The sequence below is a fragment of the Lapidilactobacillus salsurivasis genome, assembly GCF_054785215.1.
The window spans coordinates 209,490-233,927 of the sequence record NZ_BAAABI010000001.1 but is presented as its reverse complement, the minus strand read 5'-3'; the positions used below and the strand labels follow the sequence as shown (position 1 = coordinate 233,927).

The following is a 24,438-nucleotide window of genomic DNA, read 5'->3' as shown; positions in this document are numbered from 1 at the left end:
AAGAATATGGCATTGATCAAGCAAAAGAAGCAGATCAATGTCATAAACTTGTCTGGAGAGGCAAGGATGGAGAATAGTGAAATGATGAATTCTGAATCTAAATCAAAAAGAAAATTCAATTTTGATAAGATTGCTCCTTACGTTTTTATATCACCGTTTTATATTTTGTTTTTGATCTTCGGCTTATTTCCAATCATTTTTTCAGGTGTCTTGGCCTTTAGTAAGTGGGACGGATTAGGAAATATTAAATTTGTTGGTTTATCTAATTTTGCGCGTTTATTTCGGGATGCCGATTTCTTCTTGTCAGTGAAGAATACGCTGATTATTTGGGCTATTGGTACATTTCCAATGTTGTTTCTAGCGTTGATCTTAGCCTTCCTGATCAACCTAAAATTTATTAAGCATAAGGAACTTCTGAAATCGATTTTCTTTTTACCAAATATCACGTCGGTAGTTGCGGTCACAATCTTATTCGGCCTAATCTTCTCTAATTTGGATGGCCTGGCTAACTCGCTTTTACAGTGGTTTGGTCTGAAACCTATCAACTGGATCACATCTCCTTTTTGGGTTCGAATAGTGATTGCATTGATCAACTTCTGGATGTACGTCGGCTACAATATGATAATCTATCTAACTGGTATCACGAAAATTCCGAATGATTATTACGAAGCGGCCGTCATTGACGGTGCGACCAATATGCAAATATTCTGGAACATTACAATACCACAGCTTAAACCAATTATTTTATTTACCGTTATGATGTCAACTATTGGTGGGTTACAAGTGTTCTCGGAGGCACAAGTATTGGTGCCACAAGGGGCAACTCCTGAGGGAGGGGCCATGACAATTGTCTATTATCTTTACAATACTGCCTTTACCAATAACGAATATGGATATGGATCTGCTATTGCATGGGCATTAGTGTTGATCATTCTAGTATTCTCATTGCTTAACTGGTATCTAACGACTTATCGGATTAAGGGGGAGTGAGCGTGAACAACCGTTTATTCAAGTTTCTTGTCAGATTGTTTCTGGGAATCGGTGTTTTCCTTTCTATTTTTCCTTTTTACTGGATGATCGTTATGGCAAGCAAGGACAATAGTGAGATTTATCAGATTCCACCAAGCTTATTGTTGGGAAGCCAGTTACTAACTAACATCAAAACCGTTTTTACTGAAACAACATTCTTCAGCTCATTGTTTAATACATTATTTGTTGCTTTGACTTCTACCATTTTGATCTTATTCTTTGATTCCTTAGCTGGATTTGCGTTTGCGAAGCTTAAATTCAAAGGAAAGACGTTTCTGTTCATGTTTCTACTTGGAACGATGATGATTCCTGGTCAATTAAATATCATTCCTTCCTTCTATTTGATGGATAAAATTGGCTGGGTCGGCTCTTACAAGGCTTTGATTATTCCGGGGATGGCAAATGCATTTGGTATTTTCTGGATTAAGCAATACTGTGCCGATGCAATTCCTGACAGTCTGATCGAATCTGCGAAACTAGATGGGTGTACTTTATTTAAAGCATATTACAAAGTCATTTTGCCAATTATGCGACCAGCCTTAGCATTTCTGGCGTTGTACTCATTTATGGGAGCCTGGAATGATTATATGTGGCCATTAATCATTTTGAATGATGAATCAAAATATACATTGATGCTGGCTCTAACTCAGTTACAAGGATTATATAAGACAAACTATCCATTGGTAATTACGGGCACTTTACTAGCAACGCTGCCTCTATTGGTTGTATTTGCATTCTTTAGCAAACAACTGATCTCTGGTATCACTGAAGGGGCGGTTAAACAGTAGACAGGAGTATTCATGAAAGAACGATTTATTGCCCTACAAGCAAGATTAATGGATGTCATCATTCTCAGTGGGATAGTTTTGATTGGAGCATTGACCATTGTAGGATTCTTCTACGGAATTGTTGCTGCCCATGTTTATCTACAAGAGAATAAGACCGATAAGTGGCAAGTCCTAAAAAAACGTCAAACCATTATCACATGTCTCTTGCTGGAAATTTCAGCTCTGTTTGTTGGAATTATTTTTATACTGAATCTGAATTTGATACCACAATTGAGTGCCGGATTCACAATAGTTCTCACTTGTTTTTTGACGATGGGGATTTTGATTGTTTTACCTCTTTATTCGATTTTATTACAGGGATTGGCACAGGGACGAAGTTATTCGAAAGATGTCTTATTGGATGGAGTTAGATTGATTTTAAGTGGGATTCCAGTTTGGATCGGGGACATCCTGCTGCTCCTAGTTGCAGGTCTAATTACCTATCTCTTTCCTGCGTTAGCTATTGTTTCCATTGGGCTTCTTGTGATTTGGACTGACCGAATAGTTAATGCTCAGAGAGTCAAAATCTTCGGGTTCCAGGAGGAGCGCTAATGAAACTTGGTCAGCGAGAAATTGATCTTCTAAGGTTTGCTCTGAACGAAAATGAAAAGGTTACCGTAGCGAAAATCCAAAAGAAGTTGAAACTTTCTGCTAACCAAATTCACTACGCACTTGGAAAGATCAATTATTTCCTAAAAGAGAAGAAGTTGGGTCAGATTTTCATCATCAAGGATTGTTTAGTGATTGATCGATATGACGAGGTAAAGAAAGAAATTGAATTCTTTATTTCACATACAACTCCAGAACAGTTTAAATACACGGCAGAACAAATCAAGTATTTCATTGAGTTGAAGTTGTTGCTTGCAGACGAGCGGGTTCCGATTAATTACTTTGTAGAAACACTATCAGCATCACGAACAACGATTGTTAATACAATTGACCAGATTACTGATGAATTTGAAAACGAGAACATCTTGCTATCAAACGTTGCACGAAAAGGTTACTTGATTGAAAAATATGATTTTCGGCGTTTTTCATACTTTATCGAAGTTCTAAAAAAGATGATTAATATCCGCGAAATTTATAGTTTTTATTATCAGGACAATATATATTCCAAGACCGGGGATTTGGTTTTCTTTGATATTTTTGATTTGGATATTTTGTTTAGTTCGTTGGACCAGACGATTCTATTTTCACGAAAGTCATTGAGTGAGATTGACGATACAAATTTTCTCTTCTTGATGATTTTGAACTATAAGTATCTAGAATTGATTAAGCATTCAGAAATCACCGCACGCACAAAGAAACTACAGATAATTTCAGGGTTGATTGATGAAGCTAAGCAAAACAACCCTAGTCCACAAAAAAGTATTAATCTTGCTAGACGACTAAATCGTTATATTGACCGAGAATTATCCGATACATTCGAAATGAATAATTTCAAAGTGGAATCACCGTCACTGATCAATCATATTCAACGTTTTATTTTTAGGTATGAAAATAATATTCCGTTTCATGATTTAGATAGTGGTACGTTGATGGGCGAATATAAGAACCTATATTATGTTATTTTTACTGCGATTCAAACATTTCAGAACGGAATTTTTGAAGACGTTGAGGCATCAGAAGCAGCATTAATTACTTTGTATTATATTAATGAAATCGAGCAAAATGCACCGAAAGCCTTCAAATCGCCGCGGATTTTAATTATTTGTGGTGAAGGCCGTGCAATCTCCAGCGTGCTGAAGAGTAAGGTTAGCAATTTAATTGATTCTGATCATATTGATACAACTTCGGTTTTTAAATTTGAAGCACCGATGGTAGCACATTACGATTTGATCATTTCAACAGTGCGCTTGCCCGAGGTTGATTCTGAAAAGATTCTTTATTCGGATAAGGCGTTCTCGGACGACTTCTTCGTGCAGATCAAACACCGGCTTCTCGCGAATGGGTATTCATTCATTCCTCGTCGACTGGGGAAATTATCGCAAATCATGAATGCTATTTCTGAAGAAGTCCATGTTGAAATCAACATGACCAAGTTAGAGTCAAAAATTATTAAGATTTTAGCATCGAATTTACTGGAGGAAGATCAACCCAATCTACCCGACTTTATCTTTGATTCGACCATGCTAAAGTATCACCAGTCACAACAAACTTGGCAGAGTGCTATCCGGCTTAGTGCCAGTGAACTTCTAGCCAAGAAATCAATCGATCCGAAATATACTGAGAAAATAATCAGTAATATTGAAAGATTTGGTCCATACATGATTATTACACCAGGGATTCTACTGGCCCATGCTGGCGAGCAAGACGGGGTTATCAAGAATGGCTTCAGTATGCATGTGTTTCACAATCCGATTGCTTTTCCTGGGAAAAATGTGTTTCCTGTCAGTGTAATTATCACGATTGCAGTTAAGGATCATCGATCATATCCCGTGGTTGAGAAAATAGTTCAATGGGTCCTCGATGATGAAACAATCTTTTCATTAACTGATGAAGAAAATAGAAAGCGGATTGAGAATAAAATCAACAATATTCTGCGGATTCAAGAGGTGCAACATGGAAATGACGACTGAGGAAATTTCATTCGCATTGATTTCAAAAGCTGGAACTGCATTCACGATGCTGGTTGAGGCTTTGCAAGATGCGCGCGAAAAGGATTTTGAAAAAGCGGCGGTGAAAAAAGCCGAAGCGGAAACATTAATGAATGAGGCTCATAATCTTCAGACGGACTTAATGGTAAATGAGGTAAATGGTGAGGGTAATGAAATCAATGTTTTACTGATTCATGCTCAGGATACGCTGATGAACACCATTTTAATGTCCACAATTGTAGATGAATTCATAAAACTTTATAGGTTAGAGGAGAAATAATGGAAAATTTGTCGATTTGTTTAGCATGCAATTTAGGTGCTTCCACAAGTATTCTAGTAAAAAAAATGAATGAAGTTGCAGCAACTAGTAAAAAATTAGCAGCGGTCCAACTGAAAATCGATGCTATTCCAGCCGGAAATATCAGTATGGAGACAGCTAAGTCATATCAGGTGATCATGTTAGGACCTCAAGTTGGACATCGACATCAGGAAATTGAACAAAAGGTTGCCGGGTTAGATATTCCTGTGGTTGTAATTGATGCGGCAGATTACGGCAGTATGAATGCCGCAAATATTTTAAAAGAGGCAATCTATCAAATTAAAACTCATAATTAAGGACTGATAGCATGACCTTAGACAGACTAAATCGTTCAGTAAGCAAAATTCAAATCAAAATTATGCCAGTCTTAGGGAAAATTGAGAGTAATCAGTATTTCAGAAATATGAAAAATGCTTTTCTATATTTCAACTATATACTGTTAGTTTCATCAGTGATTGCAATTGCCAAACAGTTGAATCTGATGTTTATCCATAATCACTCGTTCGAGTTGCTGGTTTCAAAGGCTTTACTGTTATTGACTAATAATTGCGGTTGGTTATTTTTAGCCATTTTATGCTTTTTACTTTATCGCGAACACGGGAATCTGTATTACTATATTTGCAGCTCTGTAGTTTATCTATTGGTATCTGGAGAACATCTAAGTGATGCTAGAACAGAATTATTATTGCTACCGCTTCTGGCCTTATTAGTTGGTTTTGTACTGATTACTGGTTATCAATTTATACTAAAAAGTATCAAGAAAAGGCTGAATATTCCAATGAAGTTTTTAGACAACCTGTTGCTCATGCTTTATTTCGGTTTTGCCTTTCTCGGATGCTATCTGTTAACTAGATACTGGAGTCAATTAGGAATTAGGAACGTAATCAATGAAATCAATATTGATAATCCGTTTATGGTTTTCTTGATAGTTTTTCTTGAGACGTTCCTTTGGTACATCGGAGTCAATGGCTATGGGATCTTGGCACCAGTAGTATTATTGTTCGCGACCAGTAATTTGAATGCGAATTTTCATGCAATGGCACTTGGGGAAACACCGAAATATATTTTTACTCCTAACTTTTGGGATTACTTCTTAAGCGCCACTGGAGCTGGAATCACTGGTGCACTAGTCATCCTTACATTGCTAAGCAAAAAGGCTAAGTTGCGGCAATTAGGACGATCATCAATTGGTGGGGCCTGTTTTTCAGTATCTGAGCCAATTATTTTCGGTATCCCAGTTGTAATGAATCCCTACTTTTTCTTTCCTCTAGTAGTGGGAACACCAATATTAGGCGTTGTTCAGTGGTTTGTTTTCAAAATGGGATGGGTCGCACTCCCGACCTATTTTGTTGCGGATATGCCGTTGCCGTTTGCTGCTCTCTTAGCAACTTTGGATTGGCGGTCGCTAATCTTAACACTGGGAACGATTGGATTAGCGACATTAATGTATTGGCCATTTTTTAAAGCTTTTGAAGCAAATTATGTTGAAACAAAAGGTAGTCATAAATATGATGATTTAGATTTAGATTTTTAGATTCTCGGAGAATTAGAATAAATGACAAAATCATTTTTAAAGATCTTTTTTGGAAATTCCATACTGGGATTGGCATATGCAAAGTTAATGGTACCAAATAAAATTATAAATGGCGGTGTTACAAGCCTATCCTTGATATTCAGTAAACTAACGACTCTAAACATCACGATATTTACAAATGTGATCACAGTAATTTTACTAGTTGTTTCATTTGTCTTTTTGGGAAAATTTTTCTTTTTTTCATCGGTAGTCAGTAGCGTATCGTATCTCTTTTTCTTCAATCTCTTTTATCGGTTGCCATTCACTTTACACACTAACCTTGTGATAGATTTTATTCTGGCCGTATTAATGATTGCAACTGGCTATTATTGTTGCCTGTCAGAGGACTCATCTACTGCTGGATTGGACGTTTTTGCAGTTGTTCTGAATCGGCGGTTTCCTAAGTTTTCTGTGGCAGTTTATCTACGTTACATTAATTATTTAGTTTTGATTTTAGGATTGTTTTCTTATGGAATAAAGGAAGTACTTTTGGGTCTATTATTCAGTTATTGTTTTACTAAAGTGGTGGACTTTTTTATGAAGCGAGATAAGACACCTACTGATCTTGTTTCTTGAAAGAAAAATATTGGAGGAATCATCAATGAGTTTGTTCTATCTTAAAGAAAAGCTATCGGCTCGGATTGAAGAGCTGGCAGGATATCGGTTTTCAGAAGTCGAATCATTCTCTGACTGGACGGTACTTGAGGACAAGACGAAGGAAGAAAAATATCCACCGCATGATTTCTCTAAGGCAACACCATTTAATCTTGGAGACTCATGGGAGGGACGAGATTACTATCTGTGGGTTCGGCGGGAGATTGATTTTCCTGATCAGGATAACTTATTTCTAGTTCTTGATTTTGGTCATACGGGTGGAGGCTATAGCTCCGGCTTTGAATCGTTACTATTTATCAATGGCAAACCGTATCAAGGCGTGGATTCAAACCACAAAGAAGTTAAGATTTCTAATGAATTACGAGGTCAGAGGGTTGAAATAGTTTTGAAGCTTTGGTCTGGTCTGGAGGGGGGCGGGGAACCCCGGATTCAAACTCATGTATTTAAACAGGCCGCTATTTGTCGGAAAATGGTCGTTGTTGATCAGTTGTTTTATTATGCGGATGCAATCAACAAAACAATCAATCAGTTGAGTACAGACAACCCAATTAAGTATAAATTATCTGCCGTGTTGAATGAGTCCATCAATGAAATCAATTGGTCCCAACCAAAAAGTAAAGAATTCTACGAATCAATTGATCTAGCCTTTTCGAAGGTAAATGAAGGAATTGGAAATATACCAAAGGAAGAGATGGTTACAGTAACAGCGGTGGGTCATACGCATATTGACGTGGCCTGGTTATGGCGATTAAAACATACTAGAGAGAAAGCCGCGCGAAGCTTTTCAACGGTATTGCGGTTAATGGATGAGTATCCTGAATATGTTTTCTTACAGACTCAACCCCAGTTATACCAGTTCGTTAAAGAAGACTACCCAGAAATATTCTCTGAGATAAAGAAAAGGGTAAAGGAAGGCCGATGGGAAGTTGATGGAAGCATGTGGCTGGAAGCAGATTGCAATATTCCATCTGGTGAATCTTTGACACGCCAAATACTCCACGGCGCGAAATTTATTAAAGAGGAATTTAATCAGGACATCCACTACCTATGGCTACCAGACGTTTTTGGATATTCATGGGCGTTGCCACAAATCTTAACCAAATGTGGTATTCATACTTTTATGACCACTAAAATCAGTTGGAATCAGTTCAATCGGATGCCTCACGATACATTCAAATGGCGTGGCATAGATGGTTCAGAGGTTCTAACTCACTTTGTAACCACCCCGGAACCTGGAGAAGAGAATTCTTGGGAGTCAAATTGGTATTACACTTATAATGGCGAGTTAGAACCAGAGACCGTTTTAGGCGTATATGATAACTATCGGGACAAAAACATCAATAGTGAAATGCTGATTTCATATGGGTTTGGTGATGGTGGCGGCGGCGTGGGTCGCGATATGCTAGAAAAGCGACGGGTGTTGGATAAGATTCCTGGCTTACCAAACGTTAAAACTGGGAAGGCAGCAGATTATTTCGATAGATTACAGGAGACCTTCAAAAATACGAAAGAATATGTTCACACTTGGGATGGGGAATTGTACCTTGAGTATCATCGCGGAACATATACATCCCAGGCTTATGTGAAGAAAGCCAACCGCCGGAGCGAACTCATATTACGGCAACTCGAGATTCTATTTTCATTAATGGAAATGTCCGGGCAACAAAAATATCCGAAAGATGAAATCTTTTACATGTGGGAAGTAATCCTACGGAATCAGTTTCATGATATTATTCCAGGATCCTCGATCCATGAGGTATACCAGGACAATCATGTTGAAATGGAAGGCCTGTTCGAACAAGCAAGAAGCCTATTGGCCCCACTGCAGCCGACAAAAGATGATTTAGCAATCTTTAATCTGGCGAATTGGCAGCGCTCACAATTGGTGGAATTACCTAAGGTATCTTTAGGTCAAGTGTATGTTGATGAAGCAGGAAATCAGATACGATCTTATGAGAGCAATAATAAGCTGTTCGCACTGGTTGAAGCAGTACCTGCACTGGGTAAGAAAGTGTTAAAAGTAGTAAATGGTGAAAATGAGGCTAAGACTCCCCTACCTGTAGTGGCCAGTCATATGGGAATAGAAAACGATTCCTACTTAATCAGCTGGAATAAGGAAGGCCAACTTACTTCGATTTTTGACAAAAGGCTTGGCCGTGAAATTCTGAGTGGAACCGGAAATGTTTTTCAGTTATTTGAAGATAAGCCGATGAACTTTGACGCTTGGGATATCGATATTTATTATCAGGAAAAGTTTAAGGAGTTGGTTGCCGATCAGGTGACAATCAAACAGCCAAATGGCATTTTTCAGGCAGTTGAATTTTCGTTTAAATTTGGTCAGTCGATCCTTAAACAAGAAATGCGTCTATATCACCATACGCAGAGAATTGATTTCATTACCGATGTTGATTGGCAGGAGAGACAACAACTTCTCAAGGTCAAGTTTGATGTCGATGTTCGGTCGACGTATGCAACATATGATATTCAGTATGGAAATGTCCGGCGTCCAAACAATTGGAATACGAGTTGGGAGATGGCAAAGTTTGAGACTGTGGCTCATCAATGGATGGATCTTTCTCAACATGATTTTGGCGTCAGCCTACTGAATGATTCAAAATATGGTTGTGATGTTAAGGGTCAAAGAATGCGATTAAGTCTCCTAAAGGGCGCAATTTATCCGGATCCAACGGCAGATATTGGCAAACATCATTTTGTATATAGCTTATTCCCGCATCAGGGTGACTTTGTTGAGGGGAGAACTGTCCAGGAAGCGTGGGAAATCAATGAAGCACCTCTGGTATTGAGAAACACGACTGACCTACCGAAAATTGTAATCAGTGCTAAGGCCAACATTGTTGTCGATGCGTTAAAGAAAGCTGAGGATGGAAATGGATGGATACTGCGTGTCCATGAGTACGCAGGCGGGAGTGATGTTGTCTCAATGAATATTGAGACGCTAAAGTGGTGGAACGAAACAGACCTTTTAGAAAGAAACATTAGCGAACCCAGCGACTCGTCAATTGACCTAACTTTTGCGCCGTACGAGATCAAAACAATTCGCTTTGGATAATCCGTTCATCATTGTGCTCATAGTGTCACAGATATCTATTGAATTTAGGCGTTTTATTCGCGGAGCACTGAATGTTCATATGAGCGCATCAATAAACGTGAGTGGGTTTTCGGTGCGTTAAGTAGGGCTGATAACATAGAAGTTCAGGGTCTTTCGTAACGAGTGTCAGTCGTTGATGTCAGACCCTATCTTTTTGGAGAGGTGTAAACATGAATTTTTTAAAGCAACCGATTTTATTTCCGATAAATAGTAAAGTTCGTTTGGTTCAGTACATTTCAGGTGAAAACAGTGGGTTGAAGTATGTAGAATTCTCTGTTTATGAGATTGAACCGGGCGGTGAGGTTGATTATTTTGATTCTGGCAAAGAAAGTTGTGCCACTATTCTTTGTGGAAGGGTGACTGTTGAGACAAGCAGCGGAGAAGCATTTTCTTCCATTGGGACGCGTTCTTCTGTTTTTGACAAAAAACCGACCCATAGCGTTTACGTTGGAAAAGGGAACGCATACAAGATTATCGCTGAAACCAAATCTAGAGTGTTGATTGCGGCAACAAAGGCAAATAAGGTTCATCTAACACGGCTCATCAGTCCTGATGATGTCTTAATTGAAGTTCGAGGTGCGTATCAGAATAAAAGGTATGTACAGACGATATTGTCCGATCAAGATGCCATTAGTGAGAAGCTATTGATCGTCGAGGTTTATACGGAGGGCGGAAACTTCTCAAGCTACCCACCACATAAACACGACATTAGCAATCCGCCAGAAGAGTCTTTTTTGGAAGAGGCATACTACCATGAAATAAATCCGTCCCAAGGATTTGTGTTCCAACGTATTTATTCAGATGATCGTATGATCGACCAGACAATGTCGTGTACGAATCAAGATGTCGTTATTGTGCCGAGAGGATATCATCCTGTAGGAGTTCCCGATGGCTATACCTCGTATTACTTGAATATTATGGCTGGGCCTGATAAGCTCTGGCGTTTTCATGATGATCCGGAACATGAATGGGTAAAGAATCGGCAATGATGTTTCTCCAGTATGATCTGGATTGGTAATTGAGAGAGGAAGTTTATGAATGAGAAAGTTTGCTGTTGTCACGCTAGGAAGAGCCTGTGTTGATCTAAATGCTGTTGAAATTAATCGGCCGATGGAGGAGACAATTACTTTTAAGAAGTATGTTGGCGGATCACCGGCTAATATTGCCATTGGGTTGGCAAAATTGGGACAGTCTGTCGGGTTCATCGGAAAAATCTCGAACGATCAGCATGGCCATTTTGTAAAGGGATTTATGGAAAAGGCGGGTGTCGATACGACTCAAATGATACTTGATGATTCTGGTCACAAATCGGGTCTTGCTTTTACCGAAATCAAAAGCCCACAAGAATGTAGTATTCTAATGTATCGCGACAATGTCGCGGATTTATATCTTACTCCGGATGAAGTATCGGAGGAGTATATCAAAAACAGCGAGATGTTGTTGGTTTCAGGAACGGCTTTGTCACAAAGTCCATCACGAGAGGCGACTCTTTTGGCCATTGAGTATGCGCAAAAACATCAAGTGAAGGTTGTCTTCGAATTGGATTATCGGCCTTACACATGGAAGTCGAGTGAGGAAACGGCCTTGTATTATCGTCTGGTGGCCCAAAAAGCACATATTGTCATTGGTACTCGTGATGAATTTAATGTTCTCGAGCATAGTACCAATGGTAATAATCAAGAAACAGTGCGTAACCTTTTTCAGTATTTCCCAGAACTCATTGTCATAAAACATGGTGTTAAGGGTTCCTTCGCGTATCAAAGGAATGGAAGCATCACGCGTGGTTTTGCCTACAAGGCCAATGTTCTGAAAACGTTTGGAGCTGGAGATTCATATGCTGCGGCATTTTTATGTGCGTTGATTCAAAAGAAATCGATTGAACAGGCGCTGCAATACGGAAGTGCGGCCTCGGCTTTGGTTGTTAGTCGACATAGCTCATCTGAGGCGATGCCCAGTGAAGCTGAGATTGAACAGGTTATTGAAAATCAACCATGGGGAGATGCAAACGATGCCTAGAACAATCAGATTAACAACTGCACAGGCTTTAGTTAAGTTTTTGAATCAACAATATATTGTGGTTGATGGTCATAGGACCCCGTTTGTAAAAGGTGTGTTTCATATTTTCGGTCATGGGAATGTTCTAGGGATTGGTCAGGCTTTGGAACAGGATCCTGGTCATTTACAAGTTTTTCAAGGTAAAAATGAACAGGGGATGGGGCAAGCGGCGATTGCGTTTGCAAAAGAGAAACTCCGTCATCAAATTTTTGCCGTGACCTCGTCTGTCGGGCCCGGGGCGGCGAATTTGGTGACTGCAGCTGGAACTGCCCTGGCCAATAACTTGCCCGTATTGTTTCTTCCAGGAGATACATTTGCGAGTAGGCAACCTGATCCGGTTCTCCAACAGATTGAACAACCTCAGTGTCAAGGTATATCCACCAACGATGCTCTGAGGCCACTTTCACGTTATTGGGATCGGATTGAACGTCCTGAGCAATTAATGAGTGCTTTGACAAAGGCGTTCGAAGTCCTCACCAACCCCGTTAGCTCTGGGCCAGTAACACTTGCACTCCCGCAGGATGTTGAGGGGGAAGCCTATGACTACCCAGAGACTTTCTTTGCTGAGAAAACGTATTATAGTGATCGCAGGTCGGCCACGCAGAGAGAAATAGTAGAAGCCGTGAAATTAATTCGAAATAGTCAGAGACCAATAATTATCGTTGGTGGTGGTGCCAAGTATTCGGAGGCAGGTGATATTCTGCAGCAAATTTCTCAGACACACACGATTCCCTTGGTTGAAACACAGGCGGGTAAGTCAACCGTGTCATCGGAATACCATCTCAATTTGGGTGGTGTTGGGGTCACCGGGAGTGCATCAGCAAATAACATTGTTAGACATTCAGATCTAGTCATTGGGGTTGGAACAAAATATTCGGATTTCACCACTTCTTCTAAAACCGCATTTGATTCAAGCAAAGCCCAATTCGTTAATATCAATGTATCTCGTGTGCAGGGTTATAAGATGGGTGGAGTCGCAGTTGTGGCTGATGCGAGAACTGCGCTAATGCAGATTGAGAAAGAACTACCTGGGAGTTTTCATACACAGTATGGTGGTCTTTTAGAAGAAGAAATCCAGAATTGGCAGATTGAGCGAAATCGATTAGCGCACACCTCTTATGGCGCAGCAAATTACGTGCCAGAAATAAGTGAGCAATTTTCGAATGAAGTATTGACCGAATACGCAAAACGGTTACAGACTAATATTACGCAGACAGCTGCCTTAATCAAAATCAACCAAAGGATACCGCTTAATAGTGTCGTTGTTGGTGCCGCCGGTTCTCTTCCCGGAGATATGCAACGCCTTTGGCAGGCTCGAACGGTTAATTCCTACAATGTGGATTACGGTTATTCGACAATGGGATACGAAATTGCTGGAGCATATGGCGCAAAAATTGCACATCCGGATAAAGAGGTTTTTGCATTGCTAGGTGATGGTAGTTTTAATATGTTACACTCTGAATTGCTTTCAAGCATTCAGTATAAAAAGAAAATTAATGTTCTCCTATTTGATAATTCGGGATTTGGCTGTATTAATAATTTACAAATGGGGAACGGTATGTCTTCCTTTGGAACGGAGCTCAGGGACTATCAAGGCAAATTGATGACGGTTGACTATGCTAAAGTAGCAGAGGCATATGGCGTTGAGGCATATACCGTTGGCAGTCTGGACGATTTGGATGACGCGTTGGCCAAGATGATCGAGTCGGATCGAAGCACACTTGTCCATATCAGAGTATTACCTAAAACAATGTCCGATGGCTATTCCTCATGGTGGAATACTGGTGTCGCTCAAGTTACGGCCGACGGATCCACAAAAAATAGTCTACGGGAAAAAGGCGAGAAACTTACGGATGCCTTTGCCTATTAAATTACCTTAAGGAGACATTTAAAATGTATCAAATAACCATACCTCAAAAAATTATATATGGCGATAAAGCAATTGATGAAATTGGCAAGATCAGCGATTCGTTTGGTAGTAGAACGGTAATTATTACCGATAAATTAATCGTTTCATTGCATCTATTGGATAATATCTTAGCTAGTTTGAATGAGCAAAAGGTTCTTTGGAAGATATTCGATGGTGTCGATCAAGAACCGACCGATACCATTGTGAGTGAAGCATTGTCTTATTGCAAAAAGTACCGTTATGATTCAATCATTGCTGTTGGTGGTGGTAGTTGCATTGATACTGCAAAGGCAGTGGCAGTTTTACTTAATAATTCTGGCTCGTATGAAGAATTTGCTAATGGTAAAAAGGTTAATAATGCCCCAGTTCCATTAATCGCCATTCCCACAACCGCCGGAACAGGTTCAGAAGTGACAGATGTTACCGTGATTACCGATACTTCAGAAAATGTTAAATATATGATTAAACAGTATGCCTTCTTGCCTCAAGTTGCCATTGTTGATTCAATGATGAGTCGGACTAGTCCAGGTGCAGTTACTGCAGCCACGGGATTAGATGCACTGTGTCATTCACTGGAAAGCTATATTTCTAAGAAGGCGCAGCCAATCACTAAACTTTTTTCTTTATCGGCAACAAAATTAATTATGGAAAATTTGTTGATAGCCTATCAGAATCCAGATAATATCATTGCCCGAACAAATCTAGCAGAGGCAGCTTTGGAGGCCGGGATTGCTTTTTCAAATTCGTCGGTAACGTTAATTCATGGAATGTCCCGACCATTAGGAGCACTTTATCATATTCCACATGGTTTCTCGAATGCAATTTTACTCGAAGAGGTCATGAAGTTTACCAAACCACAGATAATTACGGAACTAGCGTCAATCGCACGGTATATTGATCCGGAAAATGATGGGACAGATGAATATTTGGCCGATTATTTCTTGTCAGAACTACACGATTTACTAGACAACTTGAAAGTGCCAAATTATCGAAATTTCAAAATTGATAAATCCGAGTTTCTGGATTCATTGGATAAGATGGCGAAAGATGCTATCGCCAGTGGTAGTCCTGCGAATAATCCATCGATACCTACGATCTCAGAAATAAAACAAATTTATTTGAAAAGTTGGAAAGATTAGCTAGGCCTTATTGCTTTTTGGGGAGGCATGTATATGGAAATGGGAATCGTAGTAGATTCACGCGGCTCAGAAGAATTAGCCAAATACCTGCTGACGATATTAGATCAGCAACAACAAGAGGCTTTTCCATCACATCAATCATTCAATCAAAAGGTTTCGATAACAGCCTGTTCAGATCATTCAATAATCGGTGGCTTAACAGGCGATATCGGTGATGAGAGTTTATATGTTTCGCTTCTCGCGGTTGATCCCGGGTATCAAAAGTGTGGTATCGGCAGTCAGCTGTTACGAGAGGTGGAGAAAGTTGCTCGCAAGTATCATGTTAGAAATATATTGTTATCTACGAGAAGTTATCAGGCTTTGGGATTCTATCAGAAAAATGGTTTCGAGATTTATGGAGAGCTTGCCGACATGCCTTTTTATGGTGTAGATACTTATTACTTGGTCAAGCGCTTGGCAGTTAAAGTGAGAAGATGAAATACGAATTTATGGATCGAGCTGAATATGATGAAATTCTATTAGTCGTTTGTATGATCCATGGTCGAGAATTGTGTGACACAAAATAACCCTGTTGAATTGTCGACAGGGTTATTTTATTAGGGCCTACAGCCCCAGTTGAGACCGCGAAATAAAAAACCACCTAGCAATAGGGTTCTCTCAAAGCGCCTATCCAAGATGTCGGTTGTACATAAGACGAAAATAGTGTTTCCGAATGTTGAATCTTTGCTTCAATCGTCCTGATGAGTCAGGATTATTCCAAGTATTCCGTATAATGTTAGATTGGAAATTTTCAGTCTATTAATTATAGGATCAGCCAAATATAATAAACAATTTAATAATCTGTCGATCTCAAATTCAAAATAAGTTAACAATTCTGCGTTGTTTGCCAATAATATTCTAGCATTAAGAGGAGTCTCCCTTTTTATCTTTGAATAATCTACCCACTTAAACTTTACGCCAACTGGAAAAATGGTTGTACCAGGTGGGTAGCTAATCAAAGTTTGCTTTGGCCGTTATTAGACTACTAAATTACCAAAAATTTTCGAAATATTGCTCTGAAGGAATTCGCTCAATGGAAGCGATCAGCGCTTCTTTTTGCTAAATATTCAAGGACAGAACTATGGACAGCTCGGCAATCTGTTGAGCGTGAATTTTTGCAGTCTGTTTATTGTGAGAAAACCAGTTTGAAATTTTGAACGTATCCAAGGCCAATTCTTCGTTCATTAAAACCTCATGCTTGATTGCTGTCATTCTCCATCAAAGCGCCGTTCCTGCAACCAACTAGCCAGCCGTAAATATTGGCGCTGACTGATGCGATTAGCGCGCCAAGATTCCAGAAGTTGGTAAGCAGCGTCAAAATTGTTTGTTTTGGTTTCTTGGAGGAGAGCTTGTTGATAGGAAACAAGACTAGTTTCGGCGTCGGGAAAGACGATGGTGACATCGTCGGCTCCGGCGCCTTTTTTCTTGGCTAGCATGTAGCCCAGTCCTTCGGCGAAGCTCTTGATTTGACGCATTAAAAAATCATTCTCATCGTTCATCGTGCAACATCCTGAGCTTGATTTGAATTTGCGATTAGCGGTAATTTTGTAATTCTTAACAGAGTAAGAATCACGAGATGTTGATTTAATAAGCCAATTATACCACTGAGGCGACTGGATGGATTCGGAGAGCGGGTTCCTTAGAGGTTGCTGCACCGATCAGTTCCTAGGAGGTAGTAGGTTATCGTTCAGGCCAGTTCAGGCATCTAGACCGCTGGGAAGATAATAATATTGGTCATCTCTGGCAATCAGCTCAACGTTGCTTTCAAAGTTGGCTAGATTTTGTTGCGCGGAGGAGTGGTCGCCGTGAAGTTGCGCTTGGATCGTCGCGCGCAATCCTGGGGCCAATGGCTTGTAGTTTAGATCTTCTTTAAAAAGACCTAGGGGTTTTGCGACTAAACCTTGAAATCCCGATTTGTTTAGACGGTTATGATCTAATTGAATCTTGAGGTGGTCAATCTGAGTTTCGTGCCAGTTGACAAGGGCCTGAGCGTTTGTCTGGGTGAGTTTGGTGTAGTCGGTCAACGCGGCTGTGGCCAATGCTTTGGAGACTTCACCTTGCCCCAACAGGTAATGAAGTTCCCCAATTTTCGCGATTAGGGCCATCAGCGCGTTTTGATAGCTAGTTAACGTAGCGAATTCGCTGGTTAGGGCTTGATATTGGTCGTAGTTAACTGTTGGATTCTGGGTGATTAAATCGGTGACGGTCAAATTGACTTGCTGGAGCAGCTGGGTTACCTCAGTTTCCAAGGTCTCCAAGACTTGTAATTTTCGTTGGGTCAAATTGCGATTACCGCTGATTTCCAGACTAAATTGCGAGATTTCGCCAGTCCGGGTAATCAAAGCCAAAATGTGGCTTTTGAATTCACGCTTTTGGAACTCGCTGACTTCCTGAAGCGTGTTGTTGATGTCCGTCAGTTTCGTATTGATTTCATCTAGATAATATTCGTTAACAATTAATGACCCAACAGCCATTACGGCGGCAAAAACATCGCCGGATGGTGTCAGATTCGTAGTTTGATTTATCGTCGTTGAGTCCACCTTTGTCAGCGTGGCCTGATGGGCGATTTTGCCATTTTTTCGGGTGAAACCGCGGAACGTGGTTGGATTATTCTTGACATGGGCAAGTTCACTGCCGGCGGGAATGTTGATCCGATAGAGGTCCCCGGTGTTCGAAAGTTGCTTGGCGCCGGTTGCACTAGCGTGTTGAGCGACAGTGATTAAGGCTGGAAAGGCAGCGTTGATCCGGGCGATGAGCATCGCATCCTTGATTGGCGCCAGTCGTTTTTCTTGTTGCTGAGAAAGTTGGATTTTCTCCACAGGCAGCGGTTCGCCATTGATCAGCGCCTTGATAGCGGCTGGGTTCTGTTTGTGTTGCCGCGGTGAAGTTTGGGGGTTGGTGACGTTGCCCCTATCCGATCGCCATTTGTACCATCCAAAAATGGCGGTATCAACAACGATGCCGATCAGAATAATAATGAGTGTATTTTCCATTTAATTCTCCTATCTGAGCCTGACCTTACCAAATCATTCGTTTTATTATAGCATGTTCAGTCAGTTAATCCCGTGAAAATTCTTGTTAACGAACATTGGCTGGACCAGCAAAACTGTTCGTATGCTAGCAAAAATCAAAATAGCCCGTCGTCCTCGAAATGAGCTCGCTGTGCGCTGTGTCCTTATTCGATTCGTTCTAACATTTGGTAAATGGCCCAAATAATTGCTAGGCTAATGCCCAAAGCCAACCCGTTGTGTTCCGCATTGAAACGTGTTCGCCGACCTAGCTTCTTCCGCTTAGCTACGCAACTATTCCGGAGGCACAGACCAGCCTCCAAAATAGTTGCTAGGCTAATGCTCAGGAGCTGCCCAGGTCGGCTCACACTCTGGCGTTGAAACGTGCTGCACACAACTGACTTTTCCGCTTAACTACGCCAGGCTTCTGGAGGCAAAGCCCAGCCTCCAAAATCCTGACTAGGTTAATGCTCAAAGTCAACCCGTTGTGTTCCGCACTCTGGCGTTGGTGGGCTGTTCATTTGTCAGGCGGAAGGTCGGGCTGGGGGTGAGTCAGCCGCGATATTATTCTTGGCGACTCTGCCGCCTAGAATAAGGCTCAGCTTTGAGATTCGCGCGGGTTTCGCGAAGCTCAAAGTGATGCCCGCCGCGTTCCACCACCCCCAGCCCGACCTGGAGCCCCACCACATCCGCCCGCCACCAACGCCCCGCGTAGCGCCAGCCGCGGTACCACATTGCAAGCAGCTACCTGGGATCATTTCAAGTCTAGGTGAATTTCCGCCTAAATTAGCTGGTAAGTGCTATAGTTAGTTTATCGATTTTTTTGCTGAGAGCTGAGAATGGAGGTCAACGATGACCAAAACAACGAAGCGAGTGCTGGCCGATAATTTGAAGATCATGATGACGCAGCAGCCACTGGCGCACATCACGATCGACGCGCTGACCAAGCGAGCGCATGTCAACCGCAATACGTTCTATTATCATTTCGAGGATATTTATCAATTGTTAGAGTGGACTTTCGATCAGGAGATCGTTACCCAGATCCAAACCAATTTGTCCGCCGCGAATTGGCAGGAGAAATATCAACAAATGTTGACTTATGTTCAGGATAACCGCGACTTTTGTTTGGCGGCGGCGAATTCGGTCGGGCGGCATTTTTTGGAAAACTTTCTCTATTCAGTTGGGGTTCTAGTGGTGCGGCCGGTGGTCAAGGATATTGATGATCACTTGGCGCCTGCGGTCGCTGACGCCATCGTCGATTTTTATGCGGGCGCTTTGGCGGCGCAATTACTGCGGTGGTTGGATGACCAATTGCGCGAGACCGAAGCGCAAATGTTGGCGCGGGCCAAGTTGATGTTGCAGGGGACGATCGAATTGATCGTTCAGAAATCGCTTGATGAAAGTGATTCGGCGGCGGATCACTAGAATGTTTTACGCTTGAATTTTTTGGGGGGAGCACTAGTGAGGCCCCTTAAGTGCGTCCGCTTTTCTACAGTTAGAGCACAATAAATTTCCTATCAAAAAACAGGTCGAGCGACGTTCACTCGATCTGCTTTTTAATTTAGGCGCCCAGTTTGGCGGTTATTACGGTTTAGAGACCTTGACCATTAGTTAAGGTCTCGCGAATATAAACGGGTTGCTCAGCGGCCGCCGAATTATTGGTCGCCGGGGCATCACCGCAGTGTTCGTTGATCGCGGCGGCGATGGTGTGACCGAAACGATGGCCAACATAAATACCAGCGGCCAACACGATGGGGACCAGGATCAAATTCTTATGTTTCATGAGAAAACCTCCTTCAAAATCAATACAGATAGCTACGAGCCAGCTTAAATCAATTTCGCGTCATGCAATAATTGTTCGATATAGGTGCCTTTGACTTTCTTCAAGAGGGCACTGACGCCCAGCTGTTCCGCTGAATTTAATGGTAATTCTTGCAGGGATTTGTGGTCGTTCAAATAATAAACGGCTCGCATCAAGACCCGCACGTCGAAGGATGAATCAAAGACTTCGGGCACGCCCCGATCCACATTCAATAATTGATAGACGGCTTCCATCGCGGTCCGGACGGAATACTCGGTAGTGAAAACAGTATCTCGTTCCGTTTCCGCAAAGTTACCAATAAAGGCCAGGTTGGTTGACCCAGTTGGCACAACCAGCGGCCGGTCACCTGTGGACCGTGGCATGAAGTAGCTGGTGATGTAAGGCATGTGTTGGGGAATCGAATTGGCATCGGCGGCGATGTCGGCGATGTCATCGGTTGGTACGCCGATATGGTACAGAAATTCCTCACAGATTTCCTGACCGGTACATTCGGTGATCTTCTTATGAATATAATTACCAGGTTGATCAGAGAACAGACCATATAACCAAACAATCAATTCATTGTCTTTTTGTTGTTGGAAATGGGGCTGGCGGCTGATGGAGATGCCTAACAGCCAATTAGAATCGCGAATAGTTAGGGGACCACTGGTGACGATCGAGCCACTGTGGGGATCTTTGCCAGTGATTTTCTGAATGTAAGGAACGATGCGATCATCGCTGAAGGTACAAGTGGCGGACATGACCCAGTTAGCCGCCGGGATGTTCCGATAAAACTTCTCTGGATGACCTAACGCTGGTTCCTGTTTGGCTAAGTTTTCCCACAATTGCCAGCTGGCGCCGACTTCGTGTTCCATTGGCGCCGGATGATCGTTGTCGCCATAAGTGGTACTCTCGGTGATCGAACCATTGGTGACGAAAACCAGATCGTTTGGTGTCAGCGGAATCGTCGTCGCTTTACCCGCAACGGTCAAGTCGATTTGGGTGGCGGTCAGGCCGTGATTGTCGTGATTCAATTCAATGTTGTTGACCACCGTGTCAAATTGGAAGTCCACGCCGCGATCTTGCAGGTACTTGATCATGGGCTTGACCAGCGATTCGTATTGATTATATTTCGTGAACTTCAAGGCGGACATATCTTGCAACGTTGCGACGTGGTGAACGAAACGCATCAGATAACGGCGCATTTCCGTGGCGCTGGCCCATGGTTCGAAGGCGAACATGGTTGACCAGTACAGCCAGAAGTTACTTTGGAAGAACTCCGGACCGAAAACATCGTTGATTTTAACATCTTGGAGATCAGCTTCCGGCGTCATCACCAAATCGATGATTTCTTTGATGGCTTGTTTGGATAAGGTCAACTGACCATCGCTGGCCAAACGTTGACCGCGATTTTCAATGACCCGGCAGGCGGACTTGCTAGGATCCTCTTTGTTGAGCCAATAAAATTCGTCCAGCACAGAAACTTTCGGGTCCTCCAAGGTCGGGATCGAACGGAACAAATCCCACAAGGTTTCAAAATGGGGCTCCATTTCCCGACCGCCACGAATGATGTAGCCGCGGCTGTTCAGAATACCATCCATGCTCCCGCCAGGTAGGCTGAGCTCTTCTAGAACGTGGATCTTCTTTCCTGCCATTTGACCATCACGAACCAGAAAAACCGCAGCGGCCAGTGACGCCAGACCAGATCCAACTAAATAAGCCGATTTTTGATCGACATTTTCCGGCTTTTTCGGCCGTGCAAAAGCTTCATAATTACCATTTGAATAGTACATATGTTGCCTCCTTAGTGTGATTCCTCGAATCACTTGCCTCTAGTCTAGAGCGATTTACCAGCAGCAACAATGGACAACTCAGCATGTTTGTCCAAAAATCAGCAGGGCAGCAGCTCTAATCACCACACCAATGAAGACCGCCACCACAACGAGATCTCAATTAAAAAATACCCCATAACGCCCAGTTCAAGCAGCGAATCCGATCAGAAAACGAGTCCCTAAGCCAAGCCCGTAAATCGACAAAGAAAATTTGAAAAAACACTTGCCTTCTACCTACTACAACGTTGTAGACTAAAATCAGAGTGTGAGGCGACCTGCACAGCTTCTGAGCATTAACCTAGCTAGGATTATGGAAGCGGGTTTCGCTTCCGGAATCCTAGCGTAGTTAAGCGGAGGAAGCTAGGTCGGCGAACACGTTTAAAATCAGAGTGCGAGCCACCCCGGGTAGTGCTTGAGCATTAGCCTAGCAACTGTTTTGGAAGTGGTTTTACTTCCGGAACAGTTGCGTAGCTAAGCGGAAAGCACTGGGGTGGCGAGCACGTTTAAAATCAGAGTGCGAGCCGACCTGCACAGCTTCTGAGCATTAACCTAGCTAGGATTATGGAAGCGGGTTTCGCTTCCGGAATCCTAGCGTAGTTAAGCGGAAGAAGCTAGGTCGGCGAGCACGTTTCAATAATGCCCACGGCTTGCACTGCGAGAATCGGGGTGAGCTCGCTGTGGGCGTCACTTTGAGCTTTTCGGAAGGACGCCGAAAATCTCAAAGCTGAGCCTTGGTCTAAGTGGCAAAGCCACTAAGACCAATTTCACGGCGATCTCACCCCGATTCTCTCCGCTCCAGCCGCTCAACGTTTTAATAGTCGTTTGAGCACTCACGCTAACTGGCAAACTATGGCCAATTGCTGAGGAACCACGCAATTAACTGCCGTGGCTAGTGGTTATTATCTTAAAATTGGCGACACAGGCAAAGCTTGTTTCGTGAATGTGGTCTGGGTTGTCCATGAAGTTAGTCAATCGTATGTTGCCCGCAGCTTACGGTATCCTATTCATTCAGGTGCTCACGCCGACTGACGATCTCTGTCCAATTGAGAAGCTCCATGCAATGGATAACCGTGATTAGTTGGTTTAATCAATAATTGCGTAGTTAAGCGGAAAGCACTGGGGTGGCGAGCACGTTTAAAATCAGAGTGCAGAGCGCAACGGTTTGACTTTGAGCATTAACCTAGCCTGACCTTTGGAAGCGGGTTTCGCTTCCGAAGATCAGGCGTAGTTAAGCGGAAAAGTCAGTTGCGCGGCGCACATTTAAAATCAGCGCTCACCCATCTTAGCGGTTAGGTCGGCGTCCATTTATCGAAAAGGAGTGTCTCAGATGAAAGCAGGAATTTTTGTTAAACCTGGTCAAGTTGCAGTTGCGGAGGTGGCCAAACCCGAATTGGAAAAGCCAACCGACGCGATCATCCGCGTCTTGCGGGCTTGTGTTTGTGGGTCGGATCTGTGGTGGTATCGGGGGATCTCGCAACGGGCCGCCAATTCGTTGATCGGTCATGAGGCGATCGGCATCGTCGAGTCAGTGGGGTCCGCGGTCAAGGCCGTTCAGCCTGGTGATTTTGTGATCGCGCCGTTCACCCATGGGTGTGGGCATTGTGCCGCCTGCCTGGCTGGTTTTGATGGGGATTGTTTGAACCGTGAAGCTGGTGGCAATGGTGGTTATCAAGGCGAATATCTCCGCTTCACTAACGCGAATTGGGCGCTGGTCAAGGTGCCCGGCCAACCCGCCGATTATACGGACGCACAATTGAATTCGCTTTTGACCCTGGCTGATGTGATGGCTACGGGTTACCACGCTGCCACTTCCGCCGAAGTCAAGGCTGGCGATACGGTGGTTGTGATGGGCGATGGCGCCGTAGGGTTATCCGGTGTGATCGCGGCGAAATTGCTGGGCGCTAAGCGGATCATCGCCATGAGCCGCCACGAAGATCGTCAAAAATTGGCCCGGGAATTTGGCGCGACGGACATTGTGCCTGAACGGGGCGATGCGGCAGTTGCTAAGGTGCTGGCCCTGACTGCCAACGCTGGCGCGGATGCGGTTTTGGAATGTGTGGGGACCGAACAGTCTGTTGCGACCGCGGTCAAGGTCGCGCGTCCCGGCGCTGTTGTTGGTCGTGTCGGTGTTCCCCAGCAAGCCGAGATGAATACCAATGATTTGTTCTGGCGTAATGTTGGGTTGCGCGGCGGGATCGCTTCCGTGACCAGCGATGACAAAGCCGTTTTGCTGGAGGCGGTGCTAACTGGAAAAATCGAGCCCGGCAAAGTCTTCACCCAACGCTTCGACTTGGATCAGATCCAAGCTGCCTATCAAGCTATGGATCAACGTCAGGCAATCAAATCCTTGTTGATCATTAGCGAAGCGTAACGATCCAGCGAGATTCGCGGGGTTCAATCTCAATCACGTTATTTTCCGGTCAGCACGTCGAACGCGTGCTGACTTTTTGTATCCATGGCCGTCTTGTGGCCTAGCAAAAACCGATTACCGCTGAAAGACCAGCTTTGCCTCGCGAAAATGCTGGCTTGACCAGTACGACTGAAATAAATTTTGAGAAAGCGTTGACAACCTGGCCGTAAGGGTTT

At 42.9% G+C, this 24,438-nt stretch carries 21 protein-coding genes; 16 read left to right on the top strand and 5 right to left on the bottom strand.

All coding sequences use genetic code 11. The features are described 5' to 3' along the window. Nucleotides 1-6: 6 nt before the first annotated feature. The 14 genes from ACYVSB_RS01060 (at nt 7) to ACYVSB_RS00995 (ending at nt 15,649) form a co-directional block, all read left to right on the top strand. Nucleotides 7-990, top strand: coding sequence for a carbohydrate ABC transporter permease (locus ACYVSB_RS01060; RefSeq protein ID WP_461218082.1), 984 nt, complete (start codon nt 7-9; stop codon nt 988-990). A 2-nt stretch (nt 991-992) separates the two neighbouring features. Next, a complete protein-coding gene (locus ACYVSB_RS01055) occupies nt 993-1,817 on the top strand; it encodes a carbohydrate ABC transporter permease (RefSeq protein ID WP_461218081.1) in 825 nt (274 codons plus the stop codon). A 12-nt stretch (nt 1,818-1,829) separates the two neighbouring features. Beyond that, nucleotides 1,830-2,408: a hypothetical protein gene (locus tag ACYVSB_RS01050; protein ID WP_461218080.1), complete on the top strand. Its 579-nt coding sequence runs from the start codon at nt 1,830-1,832 to the stop codon at nt 2,406-2,408. Further along, a complete protein-coding gene (locus ACYVSB_RS01045) occupies nt 2,408-4,435 on the top strand; it encodes a PTS sugar transporter subunit IIA (RefSeq protein WP_461218079.1) in 2,028 nt (675 codons plus the stop codon). Before ACYVSB_RS01050 ends, ACYVSB_RS01045 begins: the two co-directional genes overlap by 1 nt. Next, complete coding sequence (locus tag ACYVSB_RS01040) at nt 4,419-4,733, top strand: PTS lactose/cellobiose transporter subunit IIA (protein ID WP_461218078.1); 315 nt, start codon at nt 4,419-4,421, stop codon at nt 4,731-4,733. The genes ACYVSB_RS01045 and ACYVSB_RS01040 overlap by 17 nt, the downstream gene beginning before the upstream one ends. Next, nucleotides 4,733-5,068 carry a PTS sugar transporter subunit IIB gene (locus ACYVSB_RS01035; RefSeq protein ID WP_461218077.1) on the top strand — a complete coding sequence of 112 codons (336 nt, stop codon included), beginning with the start codon at nt 4,733-4,735 and terminating at the stop codon, nt 5,066-5,068. Before ACYVSB_RS01040 ends, ACYVSB_RS01035 begins: the two co-directional genes overlap by 1 nt. Before the next feature lie 11 nt (nt 5,069-5,079). Next, nucleotides 5,080-6,306 (top strand): PTS transporter subunit EIIC, encoded by a 1,227-nt coding sequence (locus ACYVSB_RS01030; RefSeq protein WP_461218076.1) that lies wholly within the window; start codon nt 5,080-5,082, stop codon nt 6,304-6,306. Nucleotides 6,307-6,327: 21 nt separating this feature from the next. Beyond that, on the top strand, nt 6,328-6,921 hold the full coding sequence (locus ACYVSB_RS01025) for a YitT family protein (protein ID WP_461218075.1): 594 nt from the start codon (nt 6,328-6,330) through the stop codon (nt 6,919-6,921). 25 nt (nt 6,922-6,946) lie between these two features. After that, nucleotides 6,947-10,030: an alpha-mannosidase gene (locus ACYVSB_RS01020; protein ID WP_461218074.1), complete on the top strand. Its 3,084-nt coding sequence runs from the start codon at nt 6,947-6,949 to the stop codon at nt 10,028-10,030. A 209-nt stretch (nt 10,031-10,239) separates the two neighbouring features. Further along, complete coding sequence (gene iolB, locus ACYVSB_RS01015; protein ID WP_461218073.1) at nt 10,240-11,058, top strand: 5-deoxy-glucuronate isomerase; 819 nt, start codon at nt 10,240-10,242, stop codon at nt 11,056-11,058. Between the two features lie 49 nt (nt 11,059-11,107). Continuing rightward, a complete protein-coding gene (gene iolC, locus ACYVSB_RS01010; RefSeq protein ID WP_461218072.1) occupies nt 11,108-12,085 on the top strand; it encodes a 5-dehydro-2-deoxygluconokinase in 978 nt (325 codons plus the stop codon). Continuing rightward, on the top strand, nt 12,078-13,994 hold the full coding sequence (gene iolD, locus ACYVSB_RS01005; protein ID WP_461218071.1) for a 3D-(3,5/4)-trihydroxycyclohexane-1,2-dione acylhydrolase (decyclizing): 1,917 nt from the start codon (nt 12,078-12,080) through the stop codon (nt 13,992-13,994). The genes iolC and iolD overlap by 8 nt, the downstream gene beginning before the upstream one ends. 23 nt (nt 13,995-14,017) lie before the next feature. Then, nucleotides 14,018-15,172 (top strand): iron-containing alcohol dehydrogenase, encoded by a 1,155-nt coding sequence (locus ACYVSB_RS01000; protein WP_461218070.1) that lies wholly within the window; start codon nt 14,018-14,020, stop codon nt 15,170-15,172. A 33-nt stretch (nt 15,173-15,205) separates the two neighbouring features. Then, nucleotides 15,206-15,649: a GNAT family N-acetyltransferase gene (locus tag ACYVSB_RS00995; protein WP_461218069.1), complete on the top strand. Its 444-nt coding sequence runs from the start codon at nt 15,206-15,208 to the stop codon at nt 15,647-15,649. Between the two features lie 770 nt (nt 15,650-16,419). Here ACYVSB_RS00995 and ACYVSB_RS00990 read toward each other — a convergent pair. Both ACYVSB_RS00990 and ACYVSB_RS00985 read right to left on the bottom strand, forming a co-directional pair. Continuing rightward, nucleotides 16,420-16,710: a hypothetical protein gene (locus tag ACYVSB_RS00990; protein ID WP_461218068.1), complete on the bottom strand. Its 291-nt coding sequence runs from the start codon at nt 16,708-16,710 to the stop codon at nt 16,420-16,422. 198 nt (nt 16,711-16,908) lie between these two features. Next, nucleotides 16,909-18,204, bottom strand: coding sequence for a hypothetical protein (locus tag ACYVSB_RS00985; RefSeq protein WP_461218067.1), 1,296 nt, complete (start codon nt 18,202-18,204; stop codon nt 16,909-16,911). A gap of 867 nt (nt 18,205-19,071) precedes the next feature. On the opposite strand from ACYVSB_RS00985, the gene ACYVSB_RS00980 reads away from it, so the two are divergent. Then, a complete protein-coding gene (locus ACYVSB_RS00980) occupies nt 19,072-19,644 on the top strand; it encodes a TetR/AcrR family transcriptional regulator C-terminal domain-containing protein (RefSeq protein WP_461218066.1) in 573 nt (190 codons plus the stop codon). 166 nt (nt 19,645-19,810) lie between these two features. On the opposite strand, the gene ACYVSB_RS00975 is transcribed toward ACYVSB_RS00980, so the two are convergent. The 3 genes from ACYVSB_RS00975 to ACYVSB_RS00965 all read right to left on the bottom strand — a co-directional run bounded on the left by ACYVSB_RS00975 (nt 19,811) and on the right by ACYVSB_RS00965 (nt 22,728). Beyond that, a complete protein-coding gene (locus ACYVSB_RS00975) occupies nt 19,811-20,002 on the bottom strand; it encodes a hypothetical protein (RefSeq protein WP_461218065.1) in 192 nt (63 codons plus the stop codon). Nucleotides 20,003-20,046: 44 nt separating this feature from the next. After that, the gene (locus ACYVSB_RS00970; RefSeq protein WP_461218064.1) at nt 20,047-21,813 is read right to left on the bottom strand and encodes an oleate hydratase; all 1,767 of its coding nucleotides are present in this window, start codon (nt 21,811-21,813) and stop codon (nt 20,047-20,049) included. A 723-nt stretch (nt 21,814-22,536) separates the two neighbouring features. Further along, a complete protein-coding gene (locus ACYVSB_RS00965) occupies nt 22,537-22,728 on the bottom strand; it encodes a hypothetical protein (protein ID WP_125600004.1) in 192 nt (63 codons plus the stop codon). Between the two features lie 451 nt (nt 22,729-23,179). On the opposite strand from ACYVSB_RS00965, the gene ACYVSB_RS00960 reads away from it, so the two are divergent. Then, entirely contained in the window at nt 23,180-24,223 is a 1,044-nt protein-coding gene (locus ACYVSB_RS00960) for a zinc-dependent alcohol dehydrogenase family protein (RefSeq protein ID WP_461218063.1), read from the top strand. Nucleotides 24,224-24,438 lie beyond the last annotated feature (215 nt).

Bases quoted from the DNA above. Each gene is read 5' to 3' on its own strand.
- ACYVSB_RS01045 (WP_461218079.1), top strand. From the start codon at position 2,408: ATGAAACTTGGTCAGCGAGAAATTGATCTTCTAAGGTTTGCTCTGAAC.
- ACYVSB_RS01040 (WP_461218078.1), top strand. From the start codon at position 4,419: ATGGAAATGACGACTGAGGAAATTTCATTCGCATTGATTTCAAAAGCT.
- ACYVSB_RS00985 (WP_461218067.1), bottom strand. From the start codon at position 18,204: ATGGAAAATACACTCATTATTATTCTGATCGGCATCGTTGTTGATACC.
- ACYVSB_RS01000 (WP_461218070.1), top strand. From the start codon at position 14,018: ATGTATCAAATAACCATACCTCAAAAAATTATATATGGCGATAAAGCA.
- ACYVSB_RS00975 (WP_461218065.1), bottom strand. From the start codon at position 20,002: ATGAAACATAAGAATTTGATCCTGGTCCCCATCGTGTTGGCCGCTGGT.
- ACYVSB_RS01050 (WP_461218080.1), top strand. From the start codon at position 1,830: ATGAAAGAACGATTTATTGCCCTACAAGCAAGATTAATGGATGTCATC.
- ACYVSB_RS01060 (WP_461218082.1), top strand. From the start codon at position 7: ATGGCATTGATCAAGCAAAAGAAGCAGATCAATGTCATAAACTTGTCT.
- iolD (WP_461218071.1), top strand. From the start codon at position 12,078: ATGCCTAGAACAATCAGATTAACAACTGCACAGGCTTTAGTTAAGTTT.
- ACYVSB_RS00980 (WP_461218066.1), top strand. From the start codon at position 19,072: ATGACCAAAACAACGAAGCGAGTGCTGGCCGATAATTTGAAGATCATG.
- iolB (WP_461218073.1), top strand. From the start codon at position 10,240: ATGAATTTTTTAAAGCAACCGATTTTATTTCCGATAAATAGTAAAGTT.
- ACYVSB_RS00960 (WP_461218063.1), top strand. From the start codon at position 23,180: ATGAAAGCAGGAATTTTTGTTAAACCTGGTCAAGTTGCAGTTGCGGAG.
- ACYVSB_RS01035 (WP_461218077.1), top strand. From the start codon at position 4,733: ATGGAAAATTTGTCGATTTGTTTAGCATGCAATTTAGGTGCTTCCACA.
- ACYVSB_RS01020 (WP_461218074.1), top strand. From the start codon at position 6,947: ATGAGTTTGTTCTATCTTAAAGAAAAGCTATCGGCTCGGATTGAAGAG.
- ACYVSB_RS00990 (WP_461218068.1), bottom strand. From the start codon at position 16,710: ATGAACGATGAGAATGATTTTTTAATGCGTCAAATCAAGAGCTTCGCC.
- ACYVSB_RS00995 (WP_461218069.1), top strand. From the start codon at position 15,206: ATGGAAATGGGAATCGTAGTAGATTCACGCGGCTCAGAAGAATTAGCC.
- iolC (WP_461218072.1), top strand. From the start codon at position 11,108: ATGAGAAAGTTTGCTGTTGTCACGCTAGGAAGAGCCTGTGTTGATCTA.
- ACYVSB_RS00970 (WP_461218064.1), bottom strand. From the start codon at position 21,813: ATGTACTATTCAAATGGTAATTATGAAGCTTTTGCACGGCCGAAAAAG.
- ACYVSB_RS01025 (WP_461218075.1), top strand. From the start codon at position 6,328: ATGACAAAATCATTTTTAAAGATCTTTTTTGGAAATTCCATACTGGGA.
- ACYVSB_RS01030 (WP_461218076.1), top strand. From the start codon at position 5,080: ATGACCTTAGACAGACTAAATCGTTCAGTAAGCAAAATTCAAATCAAA.